We start from the raw sequence: 579 nt of genomic DNA, 5'->3' as shown, positions 1-579 counted from the left end.
GCCATCACTGCCGCCTCCGCAAGCTGCTAAGATCGCCGCCGTCGATGCCAGCAGGCTGGCGCGGAACAAGAACTTCATAACCTCTTCCTCTGTTCTTTATTATCGAGTGCTGTTTATAGGTGAAGTATCACTGCTGCACTGCTTAGGTAACTGTATGTCGTTGATTAGCTTATCGCAGTAAGTCCACAACAATAAAAGCATATTAGCTTATTTCCTAGCACGTATGGGAAAGTTGTGAACAGCATAGAGTTTTTGCCATCCCGACCCTATATGGGCTTATACGGTATCAGTGGTGAGCGCGAAATAGAGGGGCTACCCGTATCGGAAGTTGGCGGCTCAGCTTTTAACAAGGTAACAAGGCGGATACACGAAAATAGGCTAAGGCCTGTTTTGCCCCTTCGGGCGGCGTTGTCGTCTGAAATGCCGCGCATTGATTTAATGCAGCGCATTTCATCGAACCGGGGCGGCGTTTCTCACCCACCCGGCAGCTTGGGCGCATTTATTGAAGGCGAAAAAAAACCACCGCTTGGGTGGTTTTTTAGAATAATGGTAGCAAGGGGCGGATTCGAACCGCCGACC

General features: G+C 50.1%; 2 protein-coding genes. Both read left to right on the top strand.

Going from position 1 to position 579, the window contains the following annotated elements:
• Positions 1-181, top strand: a 181-nt coding sequence (locus B3K78_RS08435) for a hypothetical protein (protein ID WP_286695104.1), incomplete at its 5' end; no start/stop codon positions are given.
• Between the two features lie 53 nt (positions 182-234).
• Positions 235-579, top strand: a 345-nt coding sequence (locus B3K78_RS08430; protein ID WP_286695103.1) for a hypothetical protein, incomplete at its 3' end; no start/stop codon positions are given.

The sequence above is a fragment of the Spongiibacter sp. UBA1325 genome (assembly GCF_002306875.1).
Lineage (GTDB): Bacteria > Pseudomonadota > Gammaproteobacteria > Pseudomonadales > Spongiibacteraceae > Spongiibacter > Spongiibacter marinus.
This window is presented reverse-complemented; position numbering and strand designations above follow the sequence as displayed.